The organism is uncultured Metabacillus sp. (genome assembly GCF_947503125.1).
GTDB lineage: Bacteria > Bacillota > Bacilli > Bacillales > Bacillaceae > Metabacillus.
The window spans coordinates 1-23735 of sequence record NZ_CANNCR010000058.1 but is presented as its reverse complement, the minus strand read 5'-3'; the positions used below and the strand labels follow the sequence as shown (position 1 = coordinate 23735).

At 39.4% G+C, this 23735-nt stretch carries 23 protein-coding genes and 3 pseudogenes; 22 read left to right on the top strand and 4 right to left on the bottom strand.

Features of this window, described 5'->3' with window-relative positions; all coding sequences use genetic code 11:
* Positions 1-133: 133 nt before the first annotated feature.
* Positions 134-829, bottom strand: coding sequence for an N-acetylmuramoyl-L-alanine amidase (locus Q1B07_RS22235; RefSeq protein ID WP_299094216.1), 696 nt, complete (start codon positions 827-829; stop codon positions 134-136).
* Between the two features lie 499 nt (positions 830-1328).
* Between Q1B07_RS22235 and hprK the strand changes: the two genes are divergently transcribed.
* The 13 genes from hprK (at position 1329) to hisIE (ending at position 12086) form a co-directional block, all read left to right on the top strand.
* Positions 1329-2264, top strand: coding sequence for an HPr(Ser) kinase/phosphatase (gene hprK / locus Q1B07_RS22230; RefSeq protein ID WP_299094215.1), 936 nt, complete (start codon positions 1329-1331; stop codon positions 2262-2264).
* 103 nt (positions 2265-2367) lie between these two features.
* Positions 2368-3186, top strand: coding sequence for a prolipoprotein diacylglyceryl transferase (lgt, locus tag Q1B07_RS22225; RefSeq protein WP_299833741.1), 819 nt, complete (start codon positions 2368-2370; stop codon positions 3184-3186).
* Between the two features lie 34 nt (positions 3187-3220).
* Positions 3221-4168 carry a nucleoside recognition domain-containing protein gene (locus Q1B07_RS22220; RefSeq protein ID WP_299094213.1) on the top strand — a complete coding sequence of 316 codons (948 nt, stop codon included), beginning with the start codon at positions 3221-3223 and terminating at the stop codon, positions 4166-4168.
* Positions 4158-4799 carry a pyrophosphatase PpaX gene (ppaX, locus tag Q1B07_RS22215; protein ID WP_299094212.1) on the top strand — a complete coding sequence of 214 codons (642 nt, stop codon included), beginning with the start codon at positions 4158-4160 and terminating at the stop codon, positions 4797-4799. The genes Q1B07_RS22220 and ppaX overlap by 11 nt, the downstream gene beginning before the upstream one ends.
* 1 nt (position 4800) lies before the next feature.
* Positions 4801-5328: an acyltransferase gene (locus Q1B07_RS22210; RefSeq protein ID WP_299094211.1), complete on the top strand. Its 528-nt coding sequence runs from the start codon at positions 4801-4803 to the stop codon at positions 5326-5328.
* Between the two features lie 336 nt (positions 5329-5664).
* Positions 5665-6831 (top strand): ATP phosphoribosyltransferase regulatory subunit, encoded by a 1167-nt coding sequence (locus tag Q1B07_RS22205; RefSeq protein WP_299094210.1) that lies wholly within the window; start codon positions 5665-5667, stop codon positions 6829-6831.
* Complete coding sequence (gene hisG / locus Q1B07_RS22200) at positions 6832-7461, top strand: ATP phosphoribosyltransferase (protein ID WP_299094209.1); 630 nt, start codon at positions 6832-6834, stop codon at positions 7459-7461.
* Positions 7462-7465: 4 nt separating this feature from the next.
* Positions 7466-8734 (top strand): histidinol dehydrogenase, encoded by a 1269-nt coding sequence (gene hisD, locus Q1B07_RS22195; RefSeq protein ID WP_299094207.1) that lies wholly within the window; start codon positions 7466-7468, stop codon positions 8732-8734.
* A gap of 12 nt (positions 8735-8746) precedes the next feature.
* Entirely contained in the window at positions 8747-9337 is a 591-nt protein-coding gene (gene hisB, locus Q1B07_RS22190; RefSeq protein WP_299094205.1) for an imidazoleglycerol-phosphate dehydratase HisB, read from the top strand.
* A gap of 1 nt (position 9338) precedes the next feature.
* Positions 9339-9968 carry an imidazole glycerol phosphate synthase subunit HisH gene (gene hisH, locus Q1B07_RS22185; RefSeq protein WP_299094204.1) on the top strand — a complete coding sequence of 210 codons (630 nt, stop codon included), beginning with the start codon at positions 9339-9341 and terminating at the stop codon, positions 9966-9968.
* The gene (gene hisA / locus Q1B07_RS22180) at positions 9965-10702 is read left to right on the top strand and encodes a 1-(5-phosphoribosyl)-5-[(5-phosphoribosylamino)methylideneamino]imidazole-4-carboxamide isomerase (protein WP_299094203.1); all 738 of its coding nucleotides are present in this window, start codon (positions 9965-9967) and stop codon (positions 10700-10702) included. The genes hisH and hisA overlap by 4 nt, the downstream gene beginning before the upstream one ends.
* Positions 10699-11457: an imidazole glycerol phosphate synthase subunit HisF gene (gene hisF, locus Q1B07_RS22175; RefSeq protein ID WP_299094202.1), complete on the top strand. Its 759-nt coding sequence runs from the start codon at positions 10699-10701 to the stop codon at positions 11455-11457. Before hisA ends, hisF begins: the two co-directional genes overlap by 4 nt.
* Entirely contained in the window at positions 11454-12086 is a 633-nt protein-coding gene (gene hisIE / locus Q1B07_RS22170; protein WP_299094201.1) for a bifunctional phosphoribosyl-AMP cyclohydrolase/phosphoribosyl-ATP diphosphatase HisIE, read from the top strand. Before hisF ends, hisIE begins: the two co-directional genes overlap by 4 nt.
* Positions 12087-12402: 316 nt before the next feature.
* On the opposite strand, the gene Q1B07_RS22165 is transcribed toward hisIE, so the two are convergent.
* A complete protein-coding gene (locus Q1B07_RS22165; protein ID WP_299094199.1) occupies positions 12403-13014 on the bottom strand; it encodes a LysE/ArgO family amino acid transporter in 612 nt (203 codons plus the stop codon).
* A 128-nt stretch (positions 13015-13142) separates the two neighbouring features.
* Here Q1B07_RS22165 and Q1B07_RS22160 point away from each other — a divergent pair.
* Positions 13143-14586: pseudogene (locus Q1B07_RS22160) on the top strand (PLP-dependent aminotransferase family protein).
* 189 nt (positions 14587-14775) lie between these two features.
* Here Q1B07_RS22160 and Q1B07_RS22155 read toward each other — a convergent pair.
* Complete coding sequence (locus Q1B07_RS22155) at positions 14776-15714, bottom strand: helix-turn-helix transcriptional regulator (protein WP_299094198.1); 939 nt, start codon at positions 15712-15714, stop codon at positions 14776-14778.
* Between the two features lie 152 nt (positions 15715-15866).
* Between Q1B07_RS22155 and modA the strand changes: the two genes are divergently transcribed.
* From modA to Q1B07_RS22140, 3 genes and pseudogenes are all read left to right on the top strand, one after another.
* Positions 15867-16661 (top strand): molybdate ABC transporter substrate-binding protein, encoded by a 795-nt coding sequence (modA, locus tag Q1B07_RS22150; protein WP_299094196.1) that lies wholly within the window; start codon positions 15867-15869, stop codon positions 16659-16661.
* Positions 16658-17326 (top strand): molybdate ABC transporter permease subunit, encoded by a 669-nt coding sequence (modB, locus tag Q1B07_RS22145; protein WP_299094195.1) that lies wholly within the window; start codon positions 16658-16660, stop codon positions 17324-17326. Before modA ends, modB begins: the two co-directional genes overlap by 4 nt.
* Before the next feature lie 104 nt (positions 17327-17430).
* Positions 17431-17526: pseudogene (locus Q1B07_RS22140) on the top strand (VOC family protein); the annotation flags it as partial.
* 196 nt (positions 17527-17722) lie between these two features.
* Here Q1B07_RS22140 and Q1B07_RS22135 read toward each other — a convergent pair.
* A complete protein-coding gene (locus tag Q1B07_RS22135) occupies positions 17723-18346 on the bottom strand; it encodes a GntR family transcriptional regulator (RefSeq protein WP_299094193.1) in 624 nt (207 codons plus the stop codon).
* 279 nt (positions 18347-18625) lie between these two features.
* Here Q1B07_RS22135 and garR point away from each other — a divergent pair, with 279 nt between their 5' ends.
* The 5 genes and pseudogenes from garR to Q1B07_RS22110 all read left to right on the top strand — a co-directional run.
* Positions 18626-19528 carry a 2-hydroxy-3-oxopropionate reductase gene (garR, locus tag Q1B07_RS22130; protein ID WP_299094192.1) on the top strand — a complete coding sequence of 301 codons (903 nt, stop codon included), beginning with the start codon at positions 18626-18628 and terminating at the stop codon, positions 19526-19528.
* Positions 19525-20958, top strand: a complete 1434-nt coding sequence (locus Q1B07_RS22125) for a four-carbon acid sugar kinase family protein (RefSeq protein ID WP_299094191.1) — start codon at positions 19525-19527, stop codon at positions 20956-20958. The genes garR and Q1B07_RS22125 overlap by 4 nt, the downstream gene beginning before the upstream one ends.
* Before the next feature lie 217 nt (positions 20959-21175).
* Positions 21176-22495 carry a gluconate:H+ symporter gene (locus Q1B07_RS22120; RefSeq protein ID WP_299094190.1) on the top strand — a complete coding sequence of 440 codons (1320 nt, stop codon included), beginning with the start codon at positions 21176-21178 and terminating at the stop codon, positions 22493-22495.
* A gap of 350 nt (positions 22496-22845) precedes the next feature.
* Entirely contained in the window at positions 22846-23016 is a 171-nt protein-coding gene (locus Q1B07_RS22115; protein WP_299094218.1) for a spore germination protein, read from the top strand.
* Between the two features lie 136 nt (positions 23017-23152).
* Positions 23153-23383: pseudogene (locus Q1B07_RS22110) on the top strand (hypothetical protein); the annotation flags it as partial.
* Positions 23384-23735 lie beyond the last annotated feature (352 nt).

The following is a 23735-nucleotide window of genomic DNA, read 5'->3' as shown; positions in this document are numbered from 1 at the left end:
TTCCGGCCAATAATTCCGTCAGATTATGGACAAAGTATTTCATCAATTTCTTGTCATTATAGAGCGTCAGTAACACTCAGAGACGAAGAGCTCTGAGCATTTTAGATGGATCGTAGTGAATTTGCTTTTTTGACTAGCTGCTTTTTGATGACACAATAATCGCGTCATACCCCTTCTGTTTTAACTCATTTGCCAGCCTAAGTGCATTTTCTTTTTCAGCAAAGGCTCCTGTTTGAACCTTGTACAAGACCTTTTCAGAAGCTTTTTTTGTCTTTTTCTTTAGATTGTAGGTTGTAACTATCCCAGCTACAATGGCTCGGGCACAGGTTAACCGGTAGGCGGCTGAACGCAGAAGGCTTGCTTCGTTTTTGTTAGTCATAAACCCGCATTCAACCAGGATCGCAGTCATATTCGTTTCCTTCAGCACATGGAAATTGGCAGTTTTTACACCACGGTCTTTGAGAGAAGTGTGCTTCACAAGACTTGCTTGTACATTTTTGGCTAATTGATAAGCGGCCATAGGCTTTGATGAATAGACATAGGTTTCGATCCCGGCTGCTGATGTCCATTCTCTCCCGTTACCATGTGCGTTCGCATGAATTGAAACAAACAAGTTAACATTTTCTCGGTTTGCCTTCGCTGTTCTTTCGCTAAGCGGTACATCGCGATTATCAGAATGCGAAAAAAGCACGGTTACCCCATCATACGCGGTTAATAGCTTTCTCATTTCTTTAGCAACAGTACGATTAAATTCATACTCCTGCATCCCATCAACAGTTCTTTTCCCCGGCGTTTCATACCCATGCCCTGCATCAATCATGATTTTCATAGACTTGTCCTCCTTTTTAAACGATTCTTCATATGTAATATAGGGGTTTATTGGTAAAAAGTAGCGGGTGGGCGGAAAAAAGTTAATAAAATGGAGGTGATTCAATAAAACCACTAAGTGGTTCGAAAAAAAGGAAAAGGGACGCAATTCTGGGGCTGCGTGGTTCAAATAGTATAATAAGTGGTTCAATCCCGGTCTGAAAAAAAGCAAATGGTTCATTAAATTAATTTAGTGGTTCAATAAATTCCAAAAGAGAAGCAATTCTCTAGCTGGATGGTTCAAAAAATAGAATAGGTGATTCAATTCCCATCTATGGATCCACATCCCCAATTCGGCCCACCACCCAAAATTCACCGCATCCCCAGTTTTCTCCAATCCCCAAAAATAAAATTCTATTTTGGAATGTCCAATACTAATGCTAAAATAATAAAAGAGTCTTTCTTACATTAAAAGGATGACAAAGGTTTTAGTTAGCTCTCATCATAAAGGAGGATAAGCCGTGCCTAAAGTTCGCACAAAGGATCTTATTGATAAATTTAATTTTGAAGTGATTAGCGGTGAGGAAGGGATTAATCGGCCGATTGTGACGAGTGATTTGTCTCGTCCTGGGATCGAGATGGCTGGATTTTTTACATATTATCCAAAGGAACGGGTTCAGCTGCTTGGGAAAACGGAGCTTTCGTTTTTTCTTCAGTTGTCAGATCAGGAGCGGAAGCATCGGATGGACGAGCTTTGTACAGATGTGACGCCAGCGATTATTGTGACAAGGGAGATGGATGCTCCGCATGAATTGATCGAGGCTTCTAATCGCGAGGGTGTTCCAGTGTTACGTTCACCAATGAAAACAACGCGGTTATCAAGTCATTTGACCAATTTCCTTGAAACAAAGCTTGCGCCAACAACGGCGGTTCATGGCGTATTGGTCGATATTTATGGTGTCGGTGTATTAATTATTGGGAAAAGCGGTGTTGGTAAAAGTGAAACGGCTCTTGAGCTTGTTAAGCGCGGGCATCGTTTAGTCGCAGATGATTGTGTTGAAATCCGTCAAGAGGATCAGGATACTTTAGTAGGAAGTGCTCCTGAACTAATCGAGCATCTTCTAGAAATACGCGGGCTGGGCATCATCAATGTGATGACTTTATTCGGTGCAGGTGCTGTTCGCAGCTTTAAACGAATTACGCTTGTCGTTAATCTTGAGCTTTGGGATCAAAATAAGCAGTATGATCGCCTTGGTCTTGAAGAGGAAAAAATGCGGATTATTGATACTGATGTAACTAAGCTGACAATTCCGGTTCGACCTGGACGAAACTTATCGGTTATTATTGAGGTAGCGGCGATGAATTACCGTCTAAAACGGATGGGGGTAAATGCTGCAGAGCAATTTACCAATAAGCTTGCTGGTGTGATTGAAGAAGGAGATCATGAGGAAGAATAAGATTTCCACATTAAAGGGTCAGACCCCAAGGAAAAAAGCTGCGGGTCACCCTGACATACATATAATGCTGGTTTAAAAAATAGGATAGCAGGGAGTTGAAGAAATGGAAGAAAATTTACAGCCTCTTGATCCCATTTTTCTTGAATTAGGTCCGATTCAAATTCATTGGTATGGATTGATTATTGGTGTTGGTGCCTTGCTTGGACTCTTGATAGCGGTGCGAGAAAGTGAGAGAAGAGGGCTTCATAAGGATACATTTGTTGACCTGGTTTTATTTGCGATTCCAATTGCGATCTTAGGGGCAAGAGCCTATTATGTCATTTTCCAATGGGGCTATTATTCTCAAAATCCTGGGGATATTATTAAAATATGGAACGGCGGCCTTGCGATTCACGGCGGCCTCATTGCTGCGGTTCTTACAGGGATTGTGTTTGCGAAGGTTAAAAAGCTTTCATTTTGGAAGCTTGCTGATATCGCGGCGCCAAGTATTATCCTCGGACAGGCGATTGGACGCTGGGGAAATTTTATGAACCAAGAGGCGTATGGCGGGCCGGTTTCAAGGGAATTTTTAGAAGGGTTGATGCTGCCTGATTTTATCATCAACCAAATGTATATTAATGGAGAGTATCATCATCCCACCTTTTTATATGAATCATTATGGAATTTTATTGGATTTATTGGATTAATGCTGTTAAGAAAAGCGAATTTCAGGCGCGGAGAGCTGTTTTTAACCTATGTCATTTGGTATTCAGTTGGCCGGTACTTTATCGAAGGCATGCGTACAGACAGCTTGATGCTGACAGATACGCTAAGAATTGCACAGGTTATTTCGATTGTCTTAATTGCGGTAGCGGTAGGCATCATGATCTTCCGCCGTATGAAGGGCTATTCAAAAGCGAGATACCTAGACTCTGGTCAATAAGACAGATTTAAAAATACATCAAGGAGGGTTGGCTGTGGGGAATAGCTTAAAAAAAGGATTTCAGGCTGGATTCCAGACAACCTGGACATTAGGGAAGGTTATTTTTCCAATCACATTACTTGTTAGTGTGCTGCAATATACGCCTGTGCTCGACTGGCTGGCCGTACTTATTGCCCCGCTCATGGGCGTTTTCGGCTTGTCAGGAGAGGCGGCGATCCCGTTGGTTATTGGGAATTTCCTAAATCTTTATGCAGGGATCGGGGCGATTTTATCTCTGGAATTAACCGTTAAAGAGGTTTTTATTTTAGCGGTCATGCTGTCATTTTCACATAATTTACTTATTGAGTCCTCTGTTGCCGCAAAGGTTGGCATAAAAATATGGGTTATTTTAGCTGTAAGGATTGGTCTTGCCTTAATTTCAGCGATTGTTGTGAATCTTGTGTGGCATGGCGGGGGTGAAACGGCCCAATACGGGTTTGTTAACAATACTCAAGCAGAACCAAATGGCTGGCTTGAGATCATTCTTTTAGCGATCCAAAAGGCAGGTTTAGGTGTAATCCAGCTTGCCTTAATTGTCATTCCATTGATGATTGCGATCCAATTTTTAAAGGATTTAGGAATGCTAAATGTATTTACAAAATGGATGGCACCAGTGACAAGAATGTTAGGAATGAAGGAAAATACCTCGATGACATTAGTAGCAGGGCTGACGATTGGCTTAGCCTACGGTGCCGGCGTGATGATTCAAGCGGTAAAGGAAGATAATGTCAGCCACAGAGATTTAACGTTAGCGTTTATTTTCCTCGTTGCCTGTCACGCAGTAGTTGAGGATACGCTGATCTTTATCCCGCTGGGCATCCCTGTTTTACCATTGCTTATCATCCGGTTATCTGTTGCCATCTTACTAACAATCACGATCGGTGCCATTTGGCGGAAAGCTGAAGCAGCACCGAGCAGAAAGGAAGCGACTTATGAAAATTAACACATTACTATTTGACTTAGATGGAACATTGATCAACACAAATGAGCTGATCATTGAATCATTTCTTCACACATTAAATTCCTACTATCCTGGACAATATAAACGTGAGAATGTCCTTCCGTTCATTGGTCCGACGCTTTATGATACGTTTGGAAGCATCGATCCGGATCGGATGGAGGAAATGGTCAAAGCATACCGGAAATTTAATCATGAGCAGCATGATTTACTCGTAACTGAATATGATACGGTCTTTGAAACAATCAAAACCTTAAAGGAAAACGGATTTAAGCTAGGTATAGTGACGACAAAAATACGAGATACCGTTAATATGGGGCTAAAGCTTACAAAGCTTGATCAATTTTTTGATGTTGTGGTTACACTTGATGATGTAGAAAATGCGAAGCCGCATCCTGAGCCAGTCTTAAAGGCATTGGCTCAGCTTGGCTCATCTCCTGAGGAAGCGATCATGGTTGGTGATAACCATCATGATGTGGGGGCAGGCAAAAATGCCGGAACAAAGACAGCGGGAGTAGCGTGGAGCATTAAAGGGAGAGACTATATCTCGAGCTATAACCCTGATTATTTATTAGAAAAAATGAGTGATTTATTGCCGATCGTCGGAGTGGAATGATGTGAGAAGAACGACGAGATATCCGGTCTCAGGTGCGAATTCCTTATGGCATATTTATAAAACCGTGCCATTTTGGAAGGTTGTTCGAAACTTTATCGTCATTCAGCTTGCAAGATATACGCCATGGTTAGCGATGAAAAATTGGCTATACCGTACGTTTCTTCACATGAAAATCGGCAAGCAAACATCCTTTGCCTTAATGGTCATGCCAGATATTATGTTTCCAGAAAAAATTACCGTTGGCAACAACTCGGTCATTGGCTACAATACAACCATTCTGGCCCATGAGTATTTGATCAGGGAATATCGGCTAGGTGATGTCGTGATTGGTGATGAGGTCTTAATTGGCGCCAATTCCACGATTCTCCCTGGGGTCATCATCGGCGACGGTGCGATCGTATCAGCCGGAACCCTTGTTCATAAAGATGTTCCAGCTGGAGCGTTTGTCGGCGGAAATCCAATGACGGTTATTTACACAAAAGAAGAATTGGCAAAAAGGGAAGGTCAAGAGGCTGCTAGTAAGCACTAGTAGCCTTTTCTGTTAGAATGAGACAAAATCTAAGCTTAATTAAACGTTTGTTTAGCCATATTTCAAAAAGACTGAATAAACAAACAATTTAACAAAACACGATTTAGGCCTAAAACTGAACTTAATCTTGAAATAATTTCTTCACTTTGGTAATATATTAGCATATTAGCGAAGTAAAGCATTCTGAAAATTCCCCATCTTAACGGACAGGAATAACCCTGCCAATTATTGCTTTCCGTTAAGATCCGGTAAGTTTTGCTACCATTCAGTAGGAAGAACCTCCACTGGATGAAGTCTCACTTTATAAATCGAATTCAATGACGGGGGTAAAGACACATGTTTATGTTTGAAAAACCGCTTGGTATGGTTGATACATTACCAGCTTTATATGAAATAAAAAAGAAGACTCGGCAAGCAATGACAAATGTTATTGAACAATGGGGATTCCAGTTTATTGAAACACCGACACTTGAATACTATGAAACCGTTGGCGTTCAATCAGCGATTCTCGATCAGCAGCTTTTTAAATTATTAGATCAGCAAGGACATACATTGGTGCTAAGACCGGATATGACAGCACCGATTGCCCGTGTAGCTGCCTCTAAATTATATAATAATCTTTATCCATTACGTCTGGCATACTCGGCAAATGTCTTTCGCGCCCAGCAGCGTGAAGGAGGACGCCCTGCGGAGTTTGAGCAGGTCGGCGTGGAATTAATCGGGGACGGAACAACAAGCGCAGATGCAGAAGTGATTGCTTTAATGGTTGCTTCTCTGAAAGAAGCCGGACTTGAGAATTTTAAAATTGCAATCGGACATATTGGCTATGCGAATGCTTTGTTTAAAGAAGTATTAGGCAATCAGGAACGCGCTGATGTGCTAAGACGCTTCTTATATGAAAAAAATTATGTCGGCTATAAAGAGCATGTGAAGGGATTGCCGCTTTCATCGATTGATAAACAGCGCTTATTCACCTTGCTAACACTTCGCGGCGGCATCGATAAAGTAAGTGAAGCAAAGGATCTTATTTCATCTGAAGAGGCAAGTGATGCGCTTGAGGAAATCAGTCAGCTTTGGTCCACTCTTGAAGCGTTCAATGTCACGGATTATTTAAAGCTTGATTTAAATATTGTCAGTCATATGAGCTACTATACTGGCATTTTATTTGAGGTGTATGCAGATAATGTTGGCTTCCCAATTGGAAATGGCGGCAGATATGATCATCTCTTTGAAAAATTCAATCGGGCCGCACCTGCAACAGGCTTTGGCTTAAGACTTGATCGATTAATCGAAGCGCTAAAAACAACGGAAGAGCAAAAGCTGCAATGTGTGATCTATAGTCAGGAACGCCGTGCAGAAGCGATTGCCTATGCAGCAGAGCTCCGCGAGAGCAAGAAGCGGGTCGTGATGCAGGATATTAGCGGAATTAAAGATGTAGATGCCTTTACAAAGCAGTTTATAGAGGTTGACTATTTTATCGGTTCAAGAAAGGAGGAGCTGTAGGTGACAAATGTATTAACCATTGCGATGCCAAAAGGGAGAATTTTTGAAGAAGCAGTCGAAATGCTTCGCAAAGCCGAATACCAGCTCCCGCCTGAATTTGACGAATCAAGAAAACTGATTATCGATGTGCCAAACGAAAACATTCGGTTTATTTTAGCAAAGCCAATGGATGTCGTGACCTATGTTGAGCATGGCGTGGCTGATGTCGGAATCGCCGGCAAGGATGTCATGCTTGAAGAAGAAGGCGATGTCTATGAGGTTCTGGATTTAAACATTAGTGAATGCTATTTAGCTGTTGCCGGACTGCCAAATGCAAAGCTTGATGATGTTGCACCTAAAGTGGCCACAAAATATCCAAAGGTGGCGTCAAGCTATTTCCGTGAACAGGGGGAGCAAGTTGAAATCATTAAGTTAAATGGTTCGATTGAGCTCGCTCCATTAATTGGTTTAGCGGACCGTATTGTCGATATTGTTTCTACAGGCAGAACATTAAAGGAAAACGGGTTAGTCGAGCTTGAGCGGATTTGTGATATTACATCCCGCCTCATTGTCAATCCTGTCAGCTACCGAATGAAGGATGAGCAAATCGATGAGCTTGTTGAACGGTTATCGAAAGTAATTGGGGGGTAAAGGGATGAAAATTACTCGGATTACGGATGAAAAAGTATCGTTAAGACGGACGATTGATACTGGGACAGAAGAACAGCGTAAGGTTGTGCAATCAATTATTTCTGCTGTTCGCGAACAAGGAGACAAGGCGCTTTTTTCTTATACGGAAACCTTCGATAAAGTAGCTTTATCAAGCCTAAAGGTAACAGAAGATGAATTTGCTAAAGCTTACAGTGAGCTTGATGAAGAATTAGTCGAGATTATCCGTGAAGCAGCGGCAAACATTCGCTCCTTCCATGAAAAACAAAAGCGGGAGTCATGGTTCAGCTACAACGATGAAGGGACAATGCTTGGGCAAAAAATTACGCCATTGGATGCGGTTGGTGTTTATGTACCGGGCGGAACCGCTGCCTACCCTTCATCCGTGCTCATGAACGTGATCCCGGCACAAGTTGCAGGAGTAAAGCGGATTGTCCTAGTATCACCGCCAAACCAACAAGGCACACTGCCTGCAGGTGTACTAGTTGCGGCAAAGGAGTTGGGCATCACTGAGCTTTATAAAGTAGGCGGTGCGCAAGCCATTGCAGCCCTTGCTTATGGAACAGAAACGATTGCAGCGGTTGATAAAATCATGGGCCCAGGGAACATCTATGTGGCGTTGGCGAAACGCGAGGTATTCGGCATCGTTGATATTGACATGATTGCCGGACCTAGTGAAATTGTTGTGTTAAGTGATGAGACAGCACGGGCAAATGAAATTGCCGCAGATTTATTATCTCAAGCAGAGCATGATAAAAACTCATCAAGCATTCTTGTCACAACCTCAATGGAACAAGCAGAGGCAGTGAAAGCTGAGGTAGAAAAACAGGCAGCTGCCTTGCCGCGTAAGGAAATTGCCGAGGCATCCATTGAAACGTTCGGACATATTTATGTTGCAGAAAATCTGGAAACAGCGATTGCGGTGGTTAATGAACTGGCACCAGAGCATCTTGAAGTGCTAACCGAAAATCCGTTAGCGATCTTGAATGACTTGAAGCATGCAGGGGCGACTTTCCTTGGCCGCTATAGCTCTGAGCCTGTCGGCGATTATTTCGCAGGCCCTAACCATGTACTGCCGACAAATGGAACAGCACGCTTTTCAAGTCCGTTAAATGTTGATGATTTCGTGAAAAAATCAAGTATTATTTCATACAGTGAAAAAGCGTTTTATAACAATTATGCAAAAATCGCGAAGCTAGCGAGACTAGAGGGATTAGAAGCCCACGCCCGCGCGCTCGAGGCACGATTAAAATAAGGGGGAATCACGATGACAAGAACGGCATCAATTGAACGAAATACGAAAGAAACGCAAATTTCCTTAGCCTTTAATGTAGACGGCACAGGGCAGTCTTCACTGAAAACATCTGTCCCGTTCATGGATCATATGCTGGATCTTTTTACAAAGCACGGCCAATTTGATTTAACAGTAGAAGCGAACGGAGATATTGAAATAGATGACCACCATACAACAGAGGACATTGGCATTTGTTTAGGTCAGGCCCTTCGTGAAGCATTAGGTGATAAGCGCGGTATTAAACGCTACGGCAATGCGTTTGTACCAATGGATGAGGCGCTTGCCCAGGTTGTTGTTGATTTAAGCAACCGTCCGCATTTTGAATTAAAAGGAGATTTTCCAAGTAAGAGAGTCGGAACATTTGATACGGAAAATGTTCATGAGTTTTTATGGAAGTTCGCCCTTGAAGCACGCATCAACCTTCATGTCATCATTCACTATGGACAAAACACACATCATATGATCGAGGGGATTTTTAAAGCATTAGCAAGAGCTTTAGATGAAGCGACCATGATTGATCCACGTATTGAGGGGGTTCTTCCTTCAACGAAAGGAATGTTATAAAATGATTGCCATTATCGATTATGGAATGGGAAATTTATATAGTGTCTCAAAAGCGCTTGAACGGATGAATGTGGACTATATTCTTTCACCCGATCAAGCTGAGCTTGAAAAAGCAGATGGCTACATTCTTCCGGGTGTTGGTGCGTTTAAAGATGCAATGTCGATTTTAAATGAGACAGGCTTGACGGATTTTATTCAAAAAATTGTTGCCGAGGGCAAGCCGCTTTTAGGCATCTGTCTTGGTATGCAGCTTCTTTTTGAAGAAAGTGAAGAAAATGGGCTTTCAAAGGGGTTAGCCCTATTACCAGGTAAGGTGGTCAAGATCCCAGAAACGGTTGGGGGAACAACGCTTAAGGTGCCGCATATGGGCTGGAATGAATTACAGATACAAAATGACAGCCCGCTGCTTAAAGGATTATCAGGCGGCCATGCTTATTTTGTTCACTCGTATTATGTTAACACAGAAGAGAAGGATACGCTGTTGGCAACGGCAGACTATGGCGTTGATGTTCCCGCAGTTGTTGGAAAGGGCAATGTATTTGGCACCCAATTTCACCCTGAAAAAAGCAGTGAGCTAGGGCTGGCCATTCTGAAAAATTATATTAAGCTCGTGGAGGGAGAAGGAAGATGAGCCAATTTATCATTTATCCTGCAATCGATATGCGGGGCGGCAAATGCGTACGCCTGCTTCAAGGCGATTATAACAAAGAGACGGTCTATGGCGATTCTCCTTTTGACATGGCCAAGCAATTCGATGACCAAGGTGCCAGCTGGATCCATATGGTTGATTTAGACGGGGCAAAGGTAGGTAAGCTTGTTAATCACCAGCATGTCATTGATGCGGCACAGAAGCTTTTCGCAAAGATTCAAATCGGCGGCGGCATTCGCACCGAGGAAGATGTAGAATTCTATTTATCAAATGGTGTGGATCGCGTTATTTTAGGAAGTGCAGCTATCTCCAATCCGGATTTCGTGAAAAAAATGCTCAGCAAATATGGGGAAAAGATTGCGATTGGCATTGATGCGAAGGATGGTTATGTATCAACAGAGGGCTGGTTAAATACGTCTAATGTAAAAGCGACAGATCTTGGCAAAGAGCTTGCGAACGCTGGTGCTGAAGTATTTATTTTCACAGATATTGCGACAGATGGCATGCTGTCAGGGCCGAATGTCGAGGAAATCGTTGAAATGGCAAAGGCAACGAATAAGCAAGTAATCGCATCTGGCGGTGTGAGCTCTTTAAAGGATTTAGAAACCCTTTCTGAATACGAATCGACAGGCGTATCAGGTGCGATTGTCGGCAAGGCCCTTTATACAAATCAATTTAGTCTGACTGAGGCATTGAAGGTAGGAAACCAATCATGATTACAAAGCGCATTATTCCATGCTTAGATGTAAAAGAAGGACGAGTGGTAAAAGGGATTCAATTCCTAGGATTAAGGGATGCCGGTGATCCGGTCGAATTGGCGAAATTTTATGATGAAGAGGGCGCAGATGAGCTTGTGTTCCTTGATATCTCTGCTTCCCATGAAGGACGGAAAACAATGGTAGATGTTGTTGAGCAGGTTGCTGCCCAGCTTGCCATCCCATTTACTGTCGGCGGCGGGATCAATTCACTTGAGGACATGAAACGAATTCTTCGCGCAGGGGCAGATAAGGTATCGTTAAATACAGCTGCTTTGCTGAATCCGGATCTGATAACAGAAGGAGCCAACTTTTTCGGTTCCCAATGCATTGTTGTGGCGATTGACGCAAAATATGATGAGCAATTAGGCAGCTGGCGCGTGTATACACATGGCGGCCGAAATGCAACGGAATGGGAGGTTGTTCAGTGGGCACAGGAGGCAGTAAAGCGCGGTGCCGGTGAAATCCTGTTAACAAGCATGGACAGCGACGGTGAGAAAAACGGCTTTAATCTTGAGCTAAACAAAGCGGTAAGTGAAGCAGTATCTGTTCCGGTTATTGCCTCAGGCGGCGCAGGGAATGCTGAACACTTTTTGCATGCATTCCAAGAAGGAAAAGCAGATGCAGCGTTAGCAGCGTCGATTTTCCATTATAAAGAAACATCTGTAAAGGAAGTTAAAGCGTATTTAGAAAACCAGGGGGTGAATGTACGATGATCGAAACGATTAAATTTGACCAGAACGGACTAGTTCCAGCAATCGTACAAGATGCGGCAAGTAAAGAAGTACTGACATTAGCTTATATGAATGAGGAATCGTTAAAAAAGACATTGGAAACAAAGGAAACATGGTTTTACAGCCGTTCCCGACAAGAGCTGTGGCATAAAGGCGGCACATCAGGAAACATCCAAAAGGTCGTGGAAATGAGATACGATTGCGATCAGGATGCCATCTTGGTTCTCGTACAGCCAGCAGGCCCTGCCTGCCACACTGGAGCATATACATGCTTTAGCGAAACGATTGATAAACAGGAAGTCGTTGATGTAAAACAAGATCGTTTCCAAATTTTAAACACCCTTGAAAAACTCATTGCAGAACGTGAAAACGAGCTTCCTGAAGGTTCTTATACTACCTATCTATTTACTGAAGGTGTCGATAAGATTCTAAAAAAGGTAGGAGAAGAAGCAGCCGAAGTGATCATCGCTTCTAAAAATAGAGACCATGAGGAACTAAAATGGGAGGTTGCCGATTTACTGTTCCACTTGATGGTCCTATTAAGAGAGCAAAAGCTTCCGCTAGATGAAGTGTTGAAGGTGTTAGAGAAGCGACATGTTTCAAAAGAATAGTTATGATGAGAAAGTTTTTGAGCACATTACATTAAATCACACACTAATTAGCAGTCCAATTCACCTATGAGTTGGACTGCATTTTTTGTTGATTGACAGGTTTTTGAGGGGAGAATTAACCTAGGGTTTAAACTGGAGTTTTGTCCAATAAAGCCAATTCATTAGACATTTTCTAAAATAAATAAATCAAGATTTGTCCAATAGAAGCATTCTATGGGACATTACCAAAATGAATAAATCGAGATTAGTGCAATCGAGGCATTCTTTGAGACAAAATCAAAAAGAATAAATCGATTTTTGGCCATTTGAACTTTTGTCAAATAAGTTTAAATCCGATAAACCCTGCTGTTCCCCACATGACGATTGCTGAAATCCTATTTAAAATGAATAAAAAACGCCCTGATTTATCCAGTTTTCCTGACATTCTCCCGACAATCCCCAGTCCTCCAAACCATACCCATGAAACAAGTATGCAAGAAACAGCAAATGCTATCTTTTCGACTCCTAAATAGGTTAAGGAGCTTGTTCCGATGACACCAACTGTATCTAAAATAGCATGAGGATTTAATAAAGATACAGACATAGCAAAGACAATCTGCCTTTTGGCTGAAAATGAACCTTTATCATCCTGTTGATCCATCATAGGTTTACTTCTCCATGTAACAAACCCCATATATAGTAAAAAACAAATACCTGAAGAGAGGAGGGCTGTTTTTAACCACTCATATTCAAGAACAACCATAGAAACCCCTAAAACAGCTAAGGAAATTAGTAACGTATCACAAATGGATGCAGTAATGATGACTGGTAATGCTCTCGAAAATTGAGATTGTGTAGCACCTTGATTAAACACGAACACATTTTGCACCCCTAAAGGTAGGATTAACCCGAGTGCTAAGATAAAACCATGAAGTATAGCTTCTAACATTTTTACGCCTCCAGTTTAATTACTACCTATATTTTATAGGAAAAAGGGAGGTAGGTCTCCAACCAATTGGTTGAGACTTTATCCAACCAATCGGATATAATTGAAAGAAAAAGTCAGGGGTTTTCTTTGTGCCAAAAGAATGGATGTTAAACAAGTCATCTTCTATACCATTGCATCAACAAATATCGGAATATATGAAAAGGAAAATAATGAACGGTGAATGGTCTGTCGGAACCAGAATCCCTTCACAACGGGATCTAGCAAAAAAATTTCAAGTTAATCGCAGTACAATTGTTTATGCGATGGGAGAGCTGGCAGCGGACGGATTCATTGAATCAAAAGTTGGAAAAGGTACGATTGTTGTCAATAATACTTGGAGTTTACTCGCTTCTACTTCTCCGCCTGATTGGAACAGCTATGTGAAGGCAGGTTCTTATCAATCCAACATACAAATCATACAAGAAATCAATAGAGCTGAATCAAATCCCAACATCATACGCCTTGGTACAGGTGAGCTTTCTCCCGAACTATTGCCTTTTGAGAAAATGAAACAAATCTTCCAAAACAATTCTTCAAAGATGTTCACTTTAGGATATTCAGAACCGAAAGGGAACCTTTACTTAAGGGAAATTATAAGTGAATATATAAAATCTAAAGGAATTGATGTTTCGCCTTCTTCAATCTTGATTGTTTCAGGGGCTCTCCAGGCATTACAATTGATCTCTTTAGGTTTATTGCACCGTGGATCAACCATTTTCCTTGAATCTCCTTCCTATTTGAATTCATGTCTTTCAATCAGCAGGAATGAATTTATTTGGTATTCCTATGGATAATGAAGGCATCGTGACGGATACAATTGGAAGGTTAAAAAAACAGCATAACGGAGCTTTACTATACACCATCCCAGCTTTTCACAACCCAACAGGGATATTAATGTCTTCACAAAGACGAACGGAGTTATTAAATGTTTGTCAAATAGAAAGGTTGCCGATAATTGAGGATGATGTTTACGGTGATTTATGGTTTGAAGGGTCACCGCCAATTCCATTAAAAGCAATGGATAACCAAGGTCTTGTATTATATGTAGGAAGCATGTCTAAAACCCTTGGTCCTGGGCTTAGAATTGGGTGGGTAATTGGTCCTGAACCTGTCATTGATCGATTATCCGATATAAAAATGCAAACAGACTATGGGGCTAGTTCTCTATCTCTGTATGCTGTTGCGGAATATCTATCATCTGGTTTATACGATCAACATCTTAAAAAGATAAGAGGAGAATTAAAATTTCGAAGAGACTTTACTGTCGCTATCTTACATAAATACTTTAAAGACATAGCAACCTGGAATAAACCAGATGGTGGTTTTTATATATGGCTTTCGATAAACAAACAAATTTCAATGCGAGGATTGTTTGAAAAAGCATTAAAAGCAGGCATTTTGCTTAACCCGGGAAATGTTTATGATCGAAATGATCAACAACATCTCCGCCTATCTTATTCATATGCTTCCCTCCAACAAATAGAAAATGTGCTGATTAGACTGGCAGAAATCATTCAAGATCTCACTTCTTAGTTAGTAAAAAGGACCATCAGATTTACTGAAAGCACTTTTTAATGTTTAAGTCCTTGGTAGAGATGAATTGTTAGACATCTTTGAGTTAGTCCTCGGGAAAACAAGGATATATTTTGACAACCATCTTTTTTAAATAAAGAGAGCTTTTTCTTAGAGGGAGACAAGCTAAGGGGGAGTACTATACAGACCTTAGCTTGTCTTATATACTACTTGTCCTGTTTGTGAAACATCATAATCTCCTAAAGATTGAATTTCTTCCTTTATAGAAGCAGTACGTAATATACCTTCTACGATTTCAATGATTTCCTGATTTTGTTGATTATGGATCATCACTAAGTCATATCTTTCGGTAATTAAAGGGATAAAATCAAGACCTACCATTTTTGCAACCTTTTCAATTCCAATTCCTACATCTGCTTTTCCAGAAACGATAGAAGACGCTACACTTAAATGACTTGTTTCTACATTTTCATACCCTGAAATTTCCGAAAGGGATATGTTATTGATTCTTAATTGTTCTTCAAGTAATATTCTTGCTCCTGAACCTATTTCACGGTTCACTAAGCGAATCTTCTTCTTTTTTAAATCATTCCACGTAGTTAGATTTTGCGGATTTCCTCTTTGTACCATGAAGCCTGCTTTTCGCGACACTAAATTTATAATAGTATATTGAAAACCAATTAATATCTTTCTAACAAAAGGAACATTATACTCTCCTGTATCACCATCAAACATATGTAAACTAACAATATCACACTCTCCTCTATACATCGCAAGGAGACTGTTTAAACTTCCCTCATAAGTCCTTAAGGCCTTAAAATTTCCTTTCTTTTCTATATGTTTCCCGAGTATGTCTAATATCATATCTTGGCCGCTTATTAATACATGTTGTTTGTTTTCTTTTTGCTGTTTTTGTTTATTATTAGTAGAAGAAGGGTGAAGTCCGGTAGTATGCTCTGCTTGTTTTCCGCTTATAAATGAATCTAAATCTTTTGCATTGACTCTCATTTGTCTGCCGACTTTAAATGAAGGAATTTTCCCTTTTTTTATCAGGTCATAAACAGTTAATTTAGATACTTTTAATAAATTAGCTACTTCTTCAACGGTATATGAAATTTCATTGGTCATATTAAACCTCCTTTTGATTTATTGTAACGATAACCACTTGATAAGAAAACAAGGATTAAAAGTATGTGAAAAAATCTGACAATAATATATTATAATTAGTTACAATTGATTATATTTAGTTATATCTAATTATATTATAGAGAGGGATTTTAATGAAAAGATTATTACCTATATTAATCTTGCTGCTATATGTAACCGGCTGTAACGCTGCAGGACAAGTAACAGAAGAAACACAAGAAAATAGTCATGAGCACGCAGAAATAACGGTATCAGCAGCAGCGAGTTTAACCGATGCTTTAAATGAAATTAAAACAACTTTTGAAGAGGAGCATCCAAACATTGAAGTTACCTATAACTTTGGGAGCTCTGGAACACTGCAACAACAGATTATACAGGGAGCACCAGCAGATCTTTTTTTCTCAGCTGCAAAGGATAAGTTTGATGAACTAGTGAATAAAGGTTACATTGACCAAAAAAATGGGGTTGATTTAGTTGGAAATAAAATTGTGCTGGTAACTCCTAAAGAAAGTAAGAACGGTATTGAATCATTTAGTGATTTAAATGATAAAGCGCAAAAAATAGCGATCGGGACCCCGGAAACGGTACCAGCTGGAAAATATGCAAAAGAAATGCTGGAAAACATAGGTGAGTGGGAAGGTGTTAAAAACAAGATGGTCTATGCTAAAGATGTAAGACAAGTTTTGACATATGTAGAAACAGGAAATGTAGATGCTGGTATTGTGTATAATACCGATGCACTCATTTCTTCTAAAATAAATGTTTTAGCAACAGCAGAAGAAGGTACACACACACCAATTATTTATCCATTAGGCATAATTAATGAGAGTAAAAACCTAGAAGAAGCAAAAGCTTTCTTTGACTATATGCAATCTGATAAAGCTTTAACTATTCTAGAGGAATACGGATTTTCCAATCTCTTAAAATGACATTTCATGATATCTTTTGGTCTCCAATTCAACTTTCTTTAGAAATTGCTTCTTTCTCACTCTTAATTGTATTAATAGTTGGTGTACTAACTGCAAGAATAATGGCTAATAAAACCTTTAAAGGAAAATCGATTATCGATACCGTTCTGCTTTTACCATTAGTTTTGCCTCCATCAGTGGTAGGATTTTTCTTAATTGTGATATTTGGTAAGCAATCATTTTTAGGTCAATTGATTGAAACTCTATTTAATCAGCCTCTTATCTTTACATTTTGGGCTGCTGTTATCTCTGCGGTTGTTGTTGCTTTTCCACTAATGTATCAGTCAGCAATAACTGGATTTGAAACGATCGATAGAGAAATTGAAGATGCTTCAAGAGTTGATGGGGCTAACGAGATGAAGGTTTTTATGTTTATTTCTCTTCCGTTAGCTTCAAAAGCCATTATAACTGGAACTATTTTAAGCTTCGCACGGGGACTTGGCGAATTTGGAGCTACTCTCATGTTTGCAGGAAATATACCTGGGGTAACACAAACGATACCGACTGCTATCTATGTAGCTATGGACTCGGGAAATATGACTTTAGCTTGGTCTTGGGTAGTTGTCATTTTAATCATCTCTTTTATGATGCTATTATTAATGAATGTTATCAAAAAACGTTATTAAACAAGCAGGTGCTAAATGAGCAAAAGAATGTCGTTTTTTTCAAGATGAATAAAAACGGTTTTGCTACGATAAAAATCGAAAATATTTTGAAGGAGGACCATCTGATGATTACGAAGATAGGAACTGTGGCAGTATATGTTGAAGATCAACAAAAAGCAAAGGAATTTTGGGTGAACAAAGCGGGCTTTGAGGTTATTGCCTAGCACCCAATGGGGAACTTTTGCACAATTAAAGGATAGACAAAAGACAGGCAAGTTCTAATAAAGGAACTGTCTGTCTTTTTACCATATCTAAAAGCCATTGGAATCAAAGGAGTATACAAGTTTCTCGTACTTTAGAAAAGAGAGCATATCCGCAATAAAATGAGTTCAATTTTCCATTCGGTTTAGGAAATCCCTACCCATTGCTCATAAGATGCAGATAAAAGCTTAAGTCATTTTCCAAGTGTTTTTTCATTAGAATTTCAGCCTTTTCCCCGTCTCTAGACTTTATGGCTTCATAAATTTCCTCATGTTCATCAATGAGATGTGGTCGATTATAAATCACAACTGTTTTTCGAAATAGGTAAATAATCGCCTGCATCCGATCGATAATATCAATCATAACCGGATTATTGCTCGCCTTCACAATATCATTATGAAAGCTTTCATTGGCCGCCATGATTTCTTCCTTACTTCCTTTTCTGCCAATCTCAACATATTCGTACAGTTTTTCAATTTCGTTATCTTTTAGAAAATTTGCAGCACATCTAGCAGAGTATCCCTCTAACAGGATTCGGACACTGAACATATTTCGTAAATCCTTCTCCGTAGGTTTAACCACTCTCTTTTTAACAATAAGTCCTTCATTTTCTAATTTTCGTATTGATTCTCTTACAGGTGTTCTGCTAAAACCAAGTTCAGCAGCGATTTTTTCTTCCACTATTTTGGTACCACCTGAAATCTCACCATTCAAGATTTTATCACGGAGGATTTCATAACACTGATGATAAGCAGGCCGTGAGCTATTACTTTCAAGCACTAATTTTTCACCCCAGTATTTATTTCCTATTAATATCCATAGTACCAAATTATTTTTAAAAATCATACTGGATTAAACAGACATAACAGCAAAAAGTATACTGTTTAAATTAAAGTGTATACGAAAAAACAATAAAATGTATACAAAAATAATTTTATAGTATACAATAAAAACATAAACATTGATGTAAGCGATTGCTATTGAACAATTTATTTTACTTTACAATATGACCGAGTGATTAATTCGGTATAAACCATCATTTAATAGGAGGAATTCAGTATGACACAAAAAATAGGCTTTATCGGATTAGGCATAATGGGAAAACCTATGGCTTTAAACCTGATTAAGGCAGGACATTCGTTAACAGTTCATGATCTTAATCAAGATGCAGTACAAATATTATTGAAAGCGGGTGCAACTGCAGCTGGTTCAGCGAGGGAAGCTGCAGAAAAAAGTGAAATCATTATCACCATGCTTCCAGCGTCTAAACATGTAAAAGCTGTTGTATTAGGAGACAATGGAATTTTAGCAGGAACGAAGGAAGGCTCGATTATTATTGATATGAGTTCCATTACACCTGATGTTTCAAAGGAACTTGCGGCAGAAGCTGCAAAAAGAGGCGTTGGCTTTTTAGATGCACCAGTAAGCGGAGGTGAACCAAAAGCAATTGACGGGACATTAGCCATCATGGTTGGCGGGAAGGAAGAAATATTTGAAGCTGCCAAACCTGTTCTAATGGACATGGGAAAAGATGTGACATTAGTTGGAGACAGCGGATGCGGGGTTACGGCAAAGCTGGCTAACCAAATCATTGTAAACCTTAACATTGCTGCGATGTCTGAAGCACTAGTATTAGCAGCTAAAGCTGGAATTGATATTGAAAAAATGTATCAAGCGATTAGAGGCGGATTAGCAGGCAGTGCGGTACTCGATGCAAAGGTTCCATTAATTATGGAAAGAAATTTTGAACCAGGCGGTACGATTGCCATCAATATGAAGGATATGACAAATGTAATGGATACCGCTCATGAAATTGGTGTACCTCTTCCATTATCAAGCCATCTATTAGAAATTTTTCATGCCTTAAAGGTTGATGGCAAGCTAATGGATGACCACGGCGGTATCGTTCAGTATTATGAAAAGCTTGCAAACGTAGAAGTAAGGGGTGGTTCTAATCAATGAGTACAAATAAAAGATTAGTAGAAGAAGTGTTTAACAGAATACCAGCTGTTGATACAGCCACCGTGAATGAAATGATACAGAAGGAACTTAAAAACTTAAATAAAAAAATTATCGTTCTTGATGATGATCCAACTGGAGTTCAAACCGTTCATGGGATTTCCGTTTTTACAGATTGGACGTTGAACAGCATCGAAGAAGGATTTAGAGAAGAAAATGCCATGTTCTTTGTTTTAACTAACTCACGCGGATTTACAGCTGCAGAAACAGATCAAGTACATCAAGAAATAGCAGCTAATATTGTCCAAGCAGCAAAGAAGTTCAATCGTGAATTTATCATTATTAGCCGCGGCGACTCTACATTAAGAGGCCATTATCCGTTAGAAACTAAGGTATTAAAGGAAACGGTTGAAGCAAATTCTGATAGTAAGTTTGACGGTGAAGTCATCCTGCCATTTTTTAAAGAAGGAGGACGTTTCACAATTGATAATATCCACTATGTTCAATATGATGATCAACTAGTCCCTGCAGGAGAAACGGAATTTGCAAAAGACCGTACGTTTGGTTATACAAAATCACACCTGGGTGAATGGGCAGAAGAAAAATCTCAAGGTGAATACAAAGCTGAGCATATGACGTATATTTCCCTTGAAAGTCTGCGTTCTCTTGATATTGAAACGATTGAACAGCAACTGTTGAATGTTGAAGATTTTAATAAGGTCATTGTCAATGCAGTGGATTATGCTGATGTGAAAATCTTTACTATTGCTTTAATTCGAGCAATCAATAAAGGAAAAAACTTCATGTTTAGAAGTGCAGCCGCACTAACGAAAGTAATTGGAGGCGTTAGTGACAAGCCTTTACTTTCCCGCGAGGAATTGATGAGTGATGAGACAACAAATGGCGGCCTCGTTATTATTGGTTCACATGTCAAAAAAACAACAGAACAGTTTGAAGAACTGAAAAAAGCGGATAAAGTTAAGTTTATTGAATTCAATGTTCACCTTGTGTTAGAACCTGAAAAATTTGAAAAAGAACTTGATCGAGTTGTAGAATCAACGAATAAGCTGATCTCGAACGGGAAAAATGTCGCCGTTTATACAAAACGGGAAAGGCTTGATCTTGGTGAGGGCAAAAAAGAAGAGGAATTAAAGCTATCTGTAAAAATATCTGATGCTGTAACAAGTATCGTGAAAAGATTAGAAGCAAGACCTTCCTTCATCATTGCTAAAGGCGGTATCACATCAAGTGATATTGGAACAAAAGGTCTTGAAGTCAAAAGAGCGACGGTAGCGGGACAAATTAGACCTGGAATTCCAGTTTGGACAACAGGCAGTGAAAGCAAGTTCCCTGGGATTTCTTATGTTATCTTCCCAGGAAACGTAGGGACAAAGACAGATTTAAGAGAAGTTGTTGAACAGTTAAGCAACTAATAAGAAAACTTAGACCTTTGTATGACAATCCTCAAGGTGTTAGTGTCCAAGCCTCTGGGAGCTAGATTAGAAAACGAGACAATATTTCTAAAAAGGTTGATTTAAGTAAGGAGTCTACACATTCAGTACAGAAATTTAGGACAGCAAGAATAAAGGATTAATGTAGACTCCTTATAGTGGTGAACCTCTTTTATTATTCAAATAGGAGGAATAAAAAATGCCGATTATTTCAGTTACGATAGGGGTAGCTCTGTTATTACTATTAATGATGACGTTTAAATTAAACGCTTTTGTAGCATTACTTCTTGTTTCCCTAGTTGTAGGAGTTCTGGAAGGAATGACTCCGATAGAGGCAATAGAATCAATTGAAACCGGATTAGGAGGAACACTTGGACACCTTACGATGATTATTATCTTCGGGGGTATCCTTGGTAAGTTAATGACCGATTCAGGTGGTGCACAACGAATTGCGACAACCATGATTAACGCATTCGGAGAAAAGAAAATTCAACTTGCTGCTGTCATAACTGCGGCTGTAGTTGGAATCGCTTTATTCTTTGAAACAGGGGTTGTTGTTCTTATCCCGTTAGTGTTTACAATTGCAACAGCAGCAGGAGTGCCTGTCCTTTATATTGGGATGCCGGTTATTGCTGCACTGATTACAATGCATGGATTTGTCCCTCCACACCCAGGACCAACTGCAATAGCAAACGTGTTTGGGGCAAATATTGGCTTAACGTTAATTCTGGGAATAATCATTGCAATCCCTGCTTTTATTCTTGCAGGTCCGGTTTATGTCAAATTCTTTAAGAAAGAATCACTAGAAATCGAGATTCCAAAAGGATTATTTAACCCTAAGGAATTTAAAGAAGAAGAACTTCCTAGTTTTGGGATTAGTATTTTCACAGCACTTTTACCTGTTATTCTTATTGCTTTACAAGCATGTGTACAAATTTTTGCTCCAAACTCAGCAATTGCACCGGTGACGGACTTTATCGGAAATGCGAATATTGCACTATTCATTTCAGTTCTTGTTGCTTTCTTTACATTTGGTCTAAACTTAGGTAAAAAAATGCCGGAAATTATGCAATCTCTTACTGATTCTGTCAGTGGTATTGCGATGATCTTATTAATCATTGCTGCAGGCGGAGCATTCAAACAAGTACTTGTGGACAGCCACATTGACAAATATATTTCTGATATGATGGCTGGCTCTACTCTTTCTCCGTTGCTTTTAACTTGGCTAATTGCAGCGATTCTTAGGGTAGCAGTAGGTTCTGCAACAGTAGCAGGTATGACCGCAGCAGGAATTGCCGCACCTCTTGTCGCTGCAACTGGGGCTAGCCCGGAATTGATGGTATTAGCTGCAGGTGCTGGAAGCGTTACCTTCTCACACGTAAATGATGCAGGCTTCTGGATTTACAAAGAATACTTTAACCTTTCTATTGGGCAGACAATTAAAACTTGGTCTGTTATGGTAACCATTATTTCTTTAGTTGGACTTGCCGGTGTCTTAATCTTAGATATGTTCATGTAAGGTGAGAAACTTGTAGTGTTTTATTAAGCATAGTAAGTCTTGAATATAAAAGGGATGAAACGTCTTAAACCATTGTCGGTAATGGATTTAAGACGTTTTTTTAAAAGTTTAAGTATAACAATCAAATAAATAAAAGGTTACTTAACCGTTAAATGGTATAATTTAGGAAAGTAGTTAGGGGTGAAGGTATGGGTTTCTTTATCGTCATAATCTTATTAGTATATTTGTTTGATTTTACAAAATTAAGAAATCAAAATCGAACAATCATTGAGCAAAATGATAAGATTATATCTTTATTGGAAAAGATTAAAAATAAATAATAGCAGTTTTGAAAAGTATTCACTGGTTTAATTGCTGGCACAACAATCCTCATTTTGTATATGACAAATCTAAAGTCTACAGGGGTTCCTTATCTTTCGCCATTAATCCCGTTTAGATACGAAGAGTTAAAAGATACTCTTTATAGAGGTGATTTACAATCCTTACTTAATAGTAAGCACTCATACCCTGACAATAACTAGTTATAAGTTATTCAATATCTTCTTAAAACAAAATTTGTCAATATTTTCCAATTAGTGCATTATTCAAGAAAAGGGCGTGCGCGACAAGCTCTGTAATAAACGCTTTCTAGTATGTTCTAAAAGTATTGACAACGTTTTTATTACGCCTCTCATTGTGATGTCAGATGTAGAAATGTTCACGCTTCCATTAGGTTTGAATACGTTTAAAGGGCAATACATAAGTTACTGGAACTATATCATGGCTGCATCCATAGTTTTTACAATGCCAGTCTTGATTTTATATGCTTTCTTTAATCGATACTTTGTAAAAGGGAAAATGATGGGTTCTAGTACAGGATATCGATTGGAATTGACTTCTAGCTACTGAATTGAGAGATACAAAATCCGCTAAGTGCTTTATTAAAAGTTTGGCTGGTGCTCATGTTGAAATCAACATGAAATCAGGACTCTATCTCCCTCTTAGGTTTTCTTCGAAAATAAATATTTATTAAAGAACGGAGTAAAGATAATAAGAAGATAGACTAAAAGTATTCAAAATATTAATTAAAAAAGGATCTCAGGAAGATCCTTTTTTAAAAGGTAAGTATAAAATTTTGTACTTAGTTTTAGTGTCTAGCTCCAGCGCCTAGCCCCTCTAGGGTCCTAGCCACTCATGAATTGAAGGCAAAGAACGCCTTCTATTCATGAGCGTCTTATTTGCCCTAGGCTGATCAAGGCGC

Coding starts and splice junctions, on each gene's coding strand:
- Q1B07_RS22235 (WP_299094216.1), bottom strand. CDS start 829: ATGAAAATCATGATTGATGCAGGGCATGGGTATGAAACGCCGGGGAAA.
- lgt (WP_299833741.1), top strand. CDS start 2,368: ATGGAAGAAAATTTACAGCCTCTTGATCCCATTTTTCTTGAATTAGGT.
- ppaX (WP_299094212.1), top strand. CDS start 4,158: ATGAAAATTAACACATTACTATTTGACTTAGATGGAACATTGATCAAC.
- Q1B07_RS22205 (WP_299094210.1), top strand. CDS start 5,665: ATGTTTATGTTTGAAAAACCGCTTGGTATGGTTGATACATTACCAGCT.
- hisD (WP_299094207.1), top strand. CDS start 7,466: ATGAAAATTACTCGGATTACGGATGAAAAAGTATCGTTAAGACGGACG.
- hisB (WP_299094205.1), top strand. CDS start 8,747: ATGACAAGAACGGCATCAATTGAACGAAATACGAAAGAAACGCAAATT.
- hisH (WP_299094204.1), top strand. CDS start 9,339: ATGATTGCCATTATCGATTATGGAATGGGAAATTTATATAGTGTCTCA.
- hisA (WP_299094203.1), top strand. CDS start 9,965: ATGAGCCAATTTATCATTTATCCTGCAATCGATATGCGGGGCGGCAAA.
- hisF (WP_299094202.1), top strand. CDS start 10,699: ATGATTACAAAGCGCATTATTCCATGCTTAGATGTAAAAGAAGGACGA.
- hisIE (WP_299094201.1), top strand. CDS start 11,454: ATGATCGAAACGATTAAATTTGACCAGAACGGACTAGTTCCAGCAATC.
- Q1B07_RS22165 (WP_299094199.1), bottom strand. CDS start 13,014: ATGTTAGAAGCTATACTTCATGGTTTTATCTTAGCACTCGGGTTAATC.
- Q1B07_RS22155 (WP_299094198.1), bottom strand. CDS start 15,714: ATGACCAATGAAATTTCATATACCGTTGAAGAAGTAGCTAATTTATTA.
- modA (WP_299094196.1), top strand. CDS start 15,867: ATGAAAAGATTATTACCTATATTAATCTTGCTGCTATATGTAACCGGC.
- modB (WP_299094195.1), top strand. CDS start 16,658: ATGACATTTCATGATATCTTTTGGTCTCCAATTCAACTTTCTTTAGAA.
- garR (WP_299094192.1), top strand. CDS start 18,626: ATGACACAAAAAATAGGCTTTATCGGATTAGGCATAATGGGAAAACCT.
- Q1B07_RS22125 (WP_299094191.1), top strand. CDS start 19,525: ATGAGTACAAATAAAAGATTAGTAGAAGAAGTGTTTAACAGAATACCA.
- Q1B07_RS22120 (WP_299094190.1), top strand. CDS start 21,176: ATGCCGATTATTTCAGTTACGATAGGGGTAGCTCTGTTATTACTATTA.